Origin of the sequence: Moorena sp. SIO3B2 (genome assembly GCF_010692525.1) — a bacterium.
Lineage (GTDB): Bacteria > Cyanobacteriota > Cyanobacteriia > Cyanobacteriales > Coleofasciculaceae > Moorena > Moorena producens.
Map to the genome: position 1 here is coordinate 1 of NZ_JAAHHE010000912.1, position 1266 is coordinate 1266.

The 1266-nt window shown below is 45.2% G+C and carries 2 protein-coding genes; both read right to left on the reverse strand.

Going from position 1 to position 1266, the window contains the following annotated elements:
- Positions 1-154 precede the first annotated feature (154 nt).
- Positions 155-367: a hypothetical protein gene (locus F6K38_RS42295; RefSeq protein WP_287360858.1), complete on the reverse strand. Its 213-nt coding sequence runs from the start codon at positions 365-367 to the stop codon at positions 155-157.
- A gap of 183 nt (positions 368-550) precedes the next feature.
- The coding region (ispG, locus tag F6K38_RS42300; protein WP_287360861.1) for a (E)-4-hydroxy-3-methylbut-2-enyl-diphosphate synthase at positions 551-1266 on the reverse strand (716 nt) is incomplete at its 5' end.

The window sequence follows — 1266 nt, forward strand, 5'->3', positions numbered from 1 at the left end:
AGCTGCTCAACAACAAGCTCAAGCTGAACGGCAACAAAGAGAATTGGCAGAAAAGCGGGTAGAGGAATTGCTAGCTAGACTCAAAGAGTTAGGTGATGAGTCAGATGCTTGATTCTCGCCATTGCTCTAGGGGATCGCTCAAGTAATTATCAAACTAGGTAAATCCATGATCAGCTGATCGAGTGTTGTTACGGGAAAAGGGATTGAGGTGATTGTTCATGATCAACTGATCAATCCTCAAGCCAATTCTCAGATAAGCGATCGCATAAGCGCGGAAGCTGAGGCCTTTGGCCACGCTTTGCGTTCGCGTAGCGTCGGCTTTGCCGAAACGCTTCCGGAGCGTAGCGTGACCTACGGTCAATTGCAAAATTGGAAGCTATTTTCCTGATTTATAAATAAATTTATAACTTTGAGATGCACCCATAGCGATAACCCCTCAAATCTGATTGCTATAGCGCTTTTGATCATGAGTGGAACACAAATAAATTGTAAGGGCGCAAGGCTTGCGCCCACAAAGTGATAGTTTTTTATAGTTTTTATTCAAAAATTATTAAGGATCCACCCAGCGACCATCAGCTTTAATTAAATTAATCAATTCCTGTACTCCTTGATCTTCAGGTACCTTTTTAATTTCCTCCTTACCGCGATACAGAGAAATATAGCCAGCTTGCTTACCTACATAACCATAGTCAGCATCAGCCATTTCCCCAGGACCATTTACAATACATCCCATCACAGCAATATCTAAGCCAGCGAGGTGTTTAGTAGCTTCGCGCACCTTATGCAGCACCTCCTCTAAATTAAATAAAGTACGACCACAGGACGGACAAGCCACATACTCCACCATAGTTTTCCGCAATCCCAGAGCTTGCAGAATACTGTAGCAAACAGGAATCTCTTTTTCTGGGGCTTCCGTAAGGGAGACACGAATCGTATCACCAATTCCCTCAGCTAGCAGAGTAGCAATACCAGCCGTAGACTTAATCCGTCCATATTCCCCATCCCCGGCTTCAGTAACACCTAAATGCAAAGGGTAATCCATCCCCAACTGATTCATCCGCCGTACCATTAAGCGATAGGCGGCTAGCATCACAGGTACCCGTGAAGCCTTGAGGGAGATCACCAAATTGCGGAAATCTAGGGATTCACAGATACGAATAAATTCCAGAGCAGATTCCACCATCCCTTCTGGGGTATCACCGTAGGTAAACAGCATCCGTTCCGCTAGGGAACCGTGATTGACTCCGATGCGCATAGCTTTCCCTT